The sequence below is a fragment of the Streptococcus sp. k-378 genome, assembly GCF_013277505.1.
Taxonomy (GTDB): Bacteria; Bacillota; Bacilli; order Lactobacillales; family Streptococcaceae; genus Streptococcus; species Streptococcus pseudopneumoniae.
In genome coordinates this window covers 1-7,575 of the sequence record NZ_VMNC01000125.1, presented here as the reverse complement: position 1 = coordinate 7,575, position 7,575 = coordinate 1, and the positions used below count along the sequence as shown (strand labels likewise).

Here is a 7,575-nt window from a genome sequence, read left to right as displayed (position 1 = left end):
AATCTACCAACCTCTTGTTTTTAAATACATTTCAAGTCCAAACTATTCTTGATAGAAAAAAGTCCTATAAATTCGAGCAATAGTTAAAATACAAACAAATATAATTCCCAAAATAGATAACACTATTTTCACAAAATTCATTTCAGAACCTATTATATATACGTGAAAAAAAGGGGCTATTCCTACACATATATACAATAAATAACTTACAAAGTTTATTTCACCAATTCCTGCAAAAAAATGTTTCATTTTAAGCAAAAATATAACCATCTAAGCTACCGTCAGCCCAATCAGCCCCATATGCGATTGCTCCACCTAGTGAAAATCCAGTAACAGTTAGTGCAACGTTTAGTGCAGTATTGACTAAATGACCAGCTGCACTACCTACATGTTTAATTATTAAACTACGTAATGTTCTCGTAATAGCCCCTCTATTAGCTGAGATAGCTTTTTTTATCGCATAAGCAGAATAAATTGTTGCACCACCACTATAGATGGCCAAACCTACATCCAGAACTGTTGCAAAACTACCTCTACTATTCCACCAGTTACGACCAACACCACCCCCATCAAGATACATCATCTCTTCTTCATCAATCACAACATAATTATTTGGTAATACAAGTTCCATTTGTTTTCTCCTCCTTAGTTGAAATTGTTTCATTTGTTTTACAAATAGGACGAACTTAAACTATCTTTTTATTACTCAGTAATAATTTCCGAGATTTCATTTTATGATACTCTCTATTCATACAGAAATCAAAATTTTGCCTTAACCAACTTGTATAATAGAAAAAATCTAATTGATTGATTCTGATGAGGTGTATCCTAATTTTATCAACCTTGTTGGACCAGTTGTTATTGTTACTAATAGACATTTCATACATCAGTAACTCGACAAGACCTGTACACAGAAGGGTGTTATGAGAATCTTCGATTTTTTTCAAAATATCCTCAAAAAGTTCACTATCCGTTAAAAAGGTGGATTGGTTCATCGCATCATACAGCTGAAGAGACATTAAGTCAGAATAACTTAGCTCTGATTTTTGTATCTTATCCTTTAACGTTTTCGTCAAATCGCTTTCAAACGAATCTTCTTTTTCCCATTTATTTTGATTAAAAAGAAATTCCGTCTTATTAAAAACGAGATGATTGATATCCATTATAGTCCAGAAAAATATTGTAGTAAGCATGATGATTGCAAAAGGAATTTTTAAAATAAATACTAGGATAATAGCAATTTCAAGAATAAAACTCCATATAATCCTAGATCTTAAATCATCAGGCGACAAACTTTTACGATGGAATGAAAAATAGGGCGAGAACCTCACATTTACTTTCTTCCTGCCTATAAAAATAAAAGGAAAAATCTTAATAAGACCTTCTTTCTTGTATAAATCTTTCAATGCGTATAGTATGTCTAAAACTATTTTTGATAATATCAAAACAAAAAAAGTAAGACTCGTACTAACCACAAAATCAAAGGGAATTTCTAGATTCAATTGCAAGTTACTCACTAACAAATGCAACTCTAGCCACAAGACAAAAAGAGGGAGCATTAATAAAAAAATGATTAGTTTACGTATCATAATTTTACAGTGTCCTTATCATTTTCTTAATTTTGGATAAATTATCATTGCTATGATTAAAATCAAAAAAACGACATTAATCCAAATAATCAACTTTTTTATTTCTTCGCTAACAAAATCATAGGCTAAAAAAGTTATGGATGATATAAATAGACATACAAAAAAAATAATAACAAAAATTTTTTCCATTTTAATACCCATATCTAGTTACCACAAGGCGTTTAAATTTGGGTCTCTCCTATTTACATCATTATTGGCCCAGATTGTTGTAATAGCATCGCCAATTGACATCCAAGCTGCAAATCCATTAATATCAGACAGTGCAAATCCTGCCACTCTATTTGCAACTCGTACCCCAACATATCTTGCAGCTGCTCCAGCAATTGCGCTTGTAATTCGCCGCAAACCATAATTACGAATATAATTTCTAACTAGACTGATTGCTCCTCCACCTAAAACACCATTAAAAGCTATATTAATGGCTGTTGCAACAGGCCATCTCGGAATAGAAAATCCCCCATCAAGATACATCATCTCTTCTTGCTCAAGAACAACATAATTATTTGGTAATACTAGTTCCATTTATTTTCTCCTTTTTTATTAAGCATAGTTAGGATAGTTTCCTAACAAGTAATCGTCGTCTGTGTTTCTATCACTTAGCTACCTAGATAAGATATCCTTTCTCTACCTTATTTGTTTTTATAGGTTACCTAAGGTTTAAAACCAATTATTGCTTGAAACTTAACATTTCTAAAATCCAATCAAGATAGGTTTCTTTATCATAGACAATCCGCACTTCAACTGGCATATCCTTTTGGAGGACGACTGTCTCACTTCCATGTTTTAGAGTTAAGGTTTCTAATTCTATCATGACTTTATAAAGACTAATATTGCCTTCTTTCGTTTCTTGGGAAATTGTTCCTGAATCAATCTGTCTGACTTGTCCCTTTAGTGTTCCATATTTTTGACTATTTACACCAGTAATAGCAACATCAGCTTTTGCTCCTTTCGAAACACGAGAAATATCACTCGCAAGTACAAAAGCTTCTACATAGTAACCTTTTTCTTTCCCTGAAACTTCTGCTATCGTTTGCCCCTGCTGAATAGACATTCCTTGTTTCAAAGGTAACAGATAATGCAGAGTACCTTCATTTGGCGCTAATATACTACGAGCTTTATCTTGACCTGTTGCCACTCCAAGATTAGCCTCAAGCTCTGTAATACTTTTATTGTTGTTTGAACGAGCAGTACCTAACTCACTAACTAATTGAGCATAAATATTATAAGCCTGAGAAGTTGGATCATTATAGGTACGGTTCATATCCTTAATATTGCTTTGTTGACTATCAATCTCGCTATTCTTAGAAGTAATATTTGTTTTTAATGCTTCGATTTTTGTTGTTATTTCCGATATCTTAGTTTCTAACTTAGCTTTGTTATCAGCTGATGTCGTATCTGATAGAGAAGGTGAGTCTCCTTGCTGTTGAAGTTGAAGCAATTCATTTTGTAGAGCTTGCAAGTCGGCATCTAACTGATTTCTTTCAGCTGTTATTTTATTCAACTTCGTATATTCATCCTGAATCTTTGAATACTGGGTACCATTATTATAATTTTCCGAGTTTAACTGAGACAGATAGTATTCAACTTTCCCATAATATTCCTGTTCTTCACCAGAATTAGATAAATGATTGTATTTCTCATTTAATGATTGTTCAAATTTTTGAAAGATAGCTTCTTTTGCACGTAACTTCTCCAATTGTTTATTTAAAGAGCTCGCTTGTAAACCTTCTTGTCCACTTGATAACGAAATAATGACATCTCCAGCATTTACCATATCTCCTTCTGACTTATGTAAAGTAACTACCTTCCCTGAACCAATTGCTGATAGGAACTCTGTACCTGTTATAACTGAATTTCCATTCGCTTTTACAATATAGTTTTTGGGTATATAAGCTGCGCCAACCAATGCACCGCTTAAGATAATAGCAGTTGAAATAATGAGAATAAACGCAAAAGCTGGTGGTCTCTTATCAAAGAAAATACGAGAATAACGTAATTCTGATTTATTATATAATTTCATAGGCTTACAATTGGTCTAAAAATATCTACTACCATTTTTTCAGGAGAAGAATTAACATAAACTGTATAGACAATCCCATCCGTTTGAATATCATTTTCATAGACATATAGATCCAATTTAGAATACGCATACTGTAGATACTCTGGACTGTCTTCAAAACGAACATATAAACAATATGGAACAGAGATAGAATCCTGTACATCATAAATGTTACTGTACTGTTGAGCATTATGAGCTTGAATATAAAACTCAAAATCAGTCGTTATTAATCCATCATCATGAATAGTAGTACCACAACTTTTTACAATTAATGGACCAAAAATTTGTGCTTTTAACAACTGCAAATGTTGATGAAATTTATTAATTTCCTGATCTACATCTTCTACTTTTGTATCATGTAACTTTTTACAGATAACTGACTTTAGTACCAGTTTTTTATTATCTTTTACCTCTAACTTAGCCATAAGTAACCTCCTCTGTATCTAACACAGCCTGTGACTGAATTTGTTGATTCACTTGAACGCTCTGCAAACCAACCATTCTAGCATACTTTCCATTTTTCGCCATTAGTTCTTCATGAGTCCCATATTCCACAATAGTCCCATTTTCTAAAAAGCATATCTTATCACATCGAAGAATTGTAGACAGCCTGTGGGCTACTACAATTGTTGTCTTATCCATTATTTTATTAAAGATTAAATCCTGAATAATCTGTTCACTAAATGAATCTAAGTTAGAGGTTGCCTCATCAAATATATACAAATCAGCTTTACTCAGTAGTGCTCTTGCAATAGCCAATCGTTGTTTCTCTCCACCCGAGAAATTTTGACCGCCTTCTTCTACAAAGGAGCCATAACGATTTTGAAGGCGTTGAATCGTATCATGAATACCAACAATACGACAAACTCTCACCATATCCTCATATGTAACAGAAGGATTACCAATTTTTAGATTATCAATAATTGTCCCTGTAAAGAGTTCTATGGTCTGTGGAATGTAGGAAATTTTCTTACGTAGTTTACCATAGTCAAGATCTGATAAGTCATTTGCTCCTATACAAATTTTCCCCTCATTCGGATTTATAAATCTTAATAATAAACGAACTATCGTACTTTTTCCTGCTCCACTTTCACCAACAAAAGCTATTTTTTCTCCTTGTTTAATTCGCAAATTAAAGTTCTTGATAACAGATGGGCGCGAACCATAGGCAAATGTTACATCTTTAAACTCGATATCATCACATAAGGTGAAGTCTCTAATACTATAATCCAAGGCAATGTCTTCACGATCTACTTCCATCAATTCTTGAAGTCGACTAACCGCAACCTGTACCTCTTGAAAGGTTAACTGCAAACCAACTAAATTCTGAATAGGTTCTGTAAAATATTGACTTAATGTCTGAAAAACCAAGAGGTCCCCAATAGTCATTTTTCCATCAATGATAAATAAGGCGCCCACTCCCATAAATAATAACCCACCCATGGTTGAGGTCATTGAAGATATTGTAGATTGAATATTCTGCAAAACACCCTCTTTATAACCAATTTCTAAAGTATGAACAAATTTTTCTTCAATTTTGTTTAAACGTTGTTCCTAGTCATGCTGAGACTTAATGGTATCAATGTTACGAATAGATTCAATTAACTGTGAATTAAGAAGTCCATTTGCTTCCATTTGTTCATGATTAATTTTTTTATAAGGCTTTTTAAAACAGTATATAAGAATGATGTTAACAATAACCATAAAAACTAATATCAGAAATAAAGATTGATTAATAGTCCAAAGGACAACCGCACTAATAACTGACAAGGTGATATCCATGACTAATGAAATAGAGACTGACGTAAACACATTCTTTATCGTCATCGCATCTTGAAATCTTGTTAAAACATCACCAACTCTACGACTTCCAAAAAAACTATAAGGAAGATGAATAATATGGTCATAATATCCCATTAAAACCGGTATATCAATTTTTCGAGATAGAAACAAAAGAACGTGCTGACGAAATGCAGATAGAAGAATCTGTAAGAACGATACTATTCCAAATACTATCAAAAACATATACAGACTATTTTTTAAAGCATATGGAATCACCTCGTCCATGATAACTTTTGAAAAGAGACTCGATAAAATACCAATGATACTTAAAACAAAGGAAGCTAATATGACTGTACTAATCAATCCTTTTTGATTAAAAATTAACGTTCCAAATAAATCAAGAAGTCCTTTTCCCTTTAGTTTCCCTCTTTCAAAATCCGAATTTGGAACCATAAAAAGAGTAATACCTTGATAAATTTCTCCCAGTTCGTCACTTGACATCTTGCGTATGCCACTAGCAGGGTCTGCTACGTAAAATTTACTATTCCTTTTGATACTATGTAATACCACAAAATGATTTTGACCTAAATCATTCTTAACTTGAAGAATCGCAGGAAATGTTAATTTTGGAGTCAAATCTTCCAGTGCTACTCGAACAGCTTTTACTGTAAAATTCAACTTATTCAGACCTGAAACAATACCACTGACAGTCGTTCCATACATGTCTGTACCAATAATTTCCCTAATCTTCATGATTGATAGCTCCTTTTTGTAAGATAAAAGAACTGTTGAAACAACTGCCGCAGCACAATCTGACTGGTCATGTTGCATCGTACAAGGATATTTTTTTAACATAGAAATACTCAATTCTTTAGAATTCATCTAACTTTTCTTTGATGTCACCCAAACCTCAATCACTGCCCAGTAGTTCTTGAATTAGTTTATTTTCAACCGTATCATTCTTTGTTCTTGATATCTTTCCAAGCATTGTAGTACAGCAGATTTTTGTCCAAGGACTAAGCCTCCTTTAACAACTCAAGCTCCCTTACATTATATCGGCCAGCCCCATGGAAAGATTATAGCCAGACTAATCAATGATATAATACATACTAGAATACAAAATATTTTTTTATTCATACTTTTTCTCCTATCTTTATTTTCTACCTACATCATACCTCTATTAAGCTCATTTCAAAATTACGTTAACTTTTTTCACACATTATTTTAGTTTTCTTTTTTACTATTCCTGTTATTATGATACAATATTTTTAATAGGATTTTATTGTTTGTTAACTTTTTTCACGGAAAGGAGAAAATCATGCGTTATGATTTCGGAAAGGTCTATAAAGAAATACGTGAGTCAAAGGGGCTAACCCAAGAAGAGGTCTGTGGGGGTGTTCTCTCAAGAACCAGCCTATCAAAAATCGAAAGTGGCAAGACAACCCCAAAATATGAAAATATGGAATTGCTTCTCCGTCAAATCAATATGAGTTTTGAAGAGTTTGAATATATCTGTCAACTTTATCAACCAAGTCAACGTACAGAAATTATGCAAACCTATCTCAATATGCGTTCCATTATCGGAACCGGCGATCTTGTCAATTTATTTCAAAAATTCCAAGACTACCTCAAGACCCACCACGATCTCCCTATAGAAGAAATCAGAGACATGCTTGAAGTTGTCATTTACATTCGTCAACACGGGACAGGGGAACTATCAGATCACGCAGAACAGGTTGTCAAGAACCTTTGGAGAAAAATTGAAAAACAAGATACATGGTATGAGAGTGACCTAAAAATCCTCAATACCATCCTTTTCAGTTTTCCTATTGAACACCTCCATCTCATCACTGAAAAAATATTACAACGCTTGGAAGTCTATAAAAACTATCAACATTTATATGAATTGCGAATGACAATTCTATTAAACCTTTCCACACTCTATCTATACAATCAAGATAAAAACATGTGTAAGCAAATCTGCTACACTTTACTGGAGGATGCCAAGAACAAGAAAAGCTACGATAGGCTTGCTATCTGCTATGTCCGTATTGGGATTTGTACAAACGATTCTAAACTTATCCA

General features: G+C 33.1%; 8 protein-coding genes and 1 pseudogene. 1 reads left to right on the top strand and 8 read right to left on the bottom strand.

Translation table 11 applies throughout. From position 1 onward, the window contains the following. Positions 1-42: 42 nt before the first annotated feature. From HT719_RS11790 to HT719_RS10295, 8 genes and pseudogenes are all read right to left on the bottom strand, one after another. Positions 43-249 carry a hypothetical protein gene (locus HT719_RS11790; RefSeq protein ID WP_240156575.1) on the bottom strand — a complete coding sequence of 69 codons (207 nt, stop codon included), beginning with the start codon at positions 247-249 and terminating at the stop codon, positions 43-45. A 1-nt stretch (position 250) separates the two neighbouring features. Then, the gene (locus HT719_RS10320) at positions 251-631 is read right to left on the bottom strand and encodes an SP_0115 family bacteriocin-like peptide (protein ID WP_000424453.1); all 381 of its coding nucleotides are present in this window, start codon (positions 629-631) and stop codon (positions 251-253) included. Positions 632-686: 55 nt separating this feature from the next. Further along, a complete protein-coding gene (locus tag HT719_RS10315) occupies positions 687-1,589 on the bottom strand; it encodes a hypothetical protein (protein WP_172929133.1) in 903 nt (300 codons plus the stop codon). A gap of 18 nt (positions 1,590-1,607) precedes the next feature. Further along, positions 1,608-1,790, bottom strand: coding sequence for a hypothetical protein (locus tag HT719_RS11785; protein ID WP_000511665.1), 183 nt, complete (start codon positions 1,788-1,790; stop codon positions 1,608-1,610). A gap of 6 nt (positions 1,791-1,796) precedes the next feature. Beyond that, a complete protein-coding gene (locus HT719_RS10310; RefSeq protein WP_172929131.1) occupies positions 1,797-2,171 on the bottom strand; it encodes an SPH_0224 family bacteriocin-like peptide in 375 nt (124 codons plus the stop codon). 145 nt (positions 2,172-2,316) lie between these two features. Next, complete coding sequence (locus HT719_RS10305; protein ID WP_172929130.1) at positions 2,317-3,669, bottom strand: HlyD family efflux transporter periplasmic adaptor subunit; 1,353 nt, start codon at positions 3,667-3,669, stop codon at positions 2,317-2,319. Then, positions 3,666-4,133, bottom strand: coding sequence for a hypothetical protein (locus HT719_RS10300; protein WP_001096141.1), 468 nt, complete (start codon positions 4,131-4,133; stop codon positions 3,666-3,668). Before HT719_RS10300 ends, HT719_RS10305 begins: the two co-directional genes overlap by 4 nt. Further along, positions 4,126-6,345: pseudogene (locus tag HT719_RS10295) on the bottom strand (peptidase domain-containing ABC transporter). The gene HT719_RS10300 and the pseudogene HT719_RS10295 overlap by 8 nt, the downstream one beginning before the upstream one ends. Before the next feature lie 463 nt (positions 6,346-6,808). On the opposite strand from HT719_RS10295, the gene HT719_RS10290 reads away from it, so the two are divergent. Then, a partial coding sequence (locus HT719_RS10290; protein ID WP_172929129.1) for a helix-turn-helix transcriptional regulator occupies positions 6,809-7,575 on the top strand: 767 nt, incomplete at its 3' end.

Excerpts from the sequence above, each read along its gene's own strand:
- HT719_RS11790 (WP_240156575.1), bottom strand. The coding sequence starts at position 249 with ATGAAACATTTTTTTGCAGGAATTGGTGAAATAAACTTTGTAAGTTAT.
- HT719_RS10320 (WP_000424453.1), bottom strand. The coding sequence starts at position 631 with ATGGAACTTGTATTACCAAATAATTATGTTGTGATTGATGAAGAAGAG.
- HT719_RS10315 (WP_172929133.1), bottom strand. The coding sequence starts at position 1,589 with ATGATACGTAAACTAATCATTTTTTTATTAATGCTCCCTCTTTTTGTC.
- HT719_RS11785 (WP_000511665.1), bottom strand. The coding sequence starts at position 1,790 with ATGGGTATTAAAATGGAAAAAATTTTTGTTATTATTTTTTTTGTATGT.
- HT719_RS10310 (WP_172929131.1), bottom strand. The coding sequence starts at position 2,171 with ATGGAACTAGTATTACCAAATAATTATGTTGTTCTTGAGCAAGAAGAG.
- HT719_RS10305 (WP_172929130.1), bottom strand. The coding sequence starts at position 3,669 with ATGAAATTATATAATAAATCAGAATTACGTTATTCTCGTATTTTCTTT.
- HT719_RS10300 (WP_001096141.1), bottom strand. The coding sequence starts at position 4,133 with ATGGCTAAGTTAGAGGTAAAAGATAATAAAAAACTGGTACTAAAGTCA.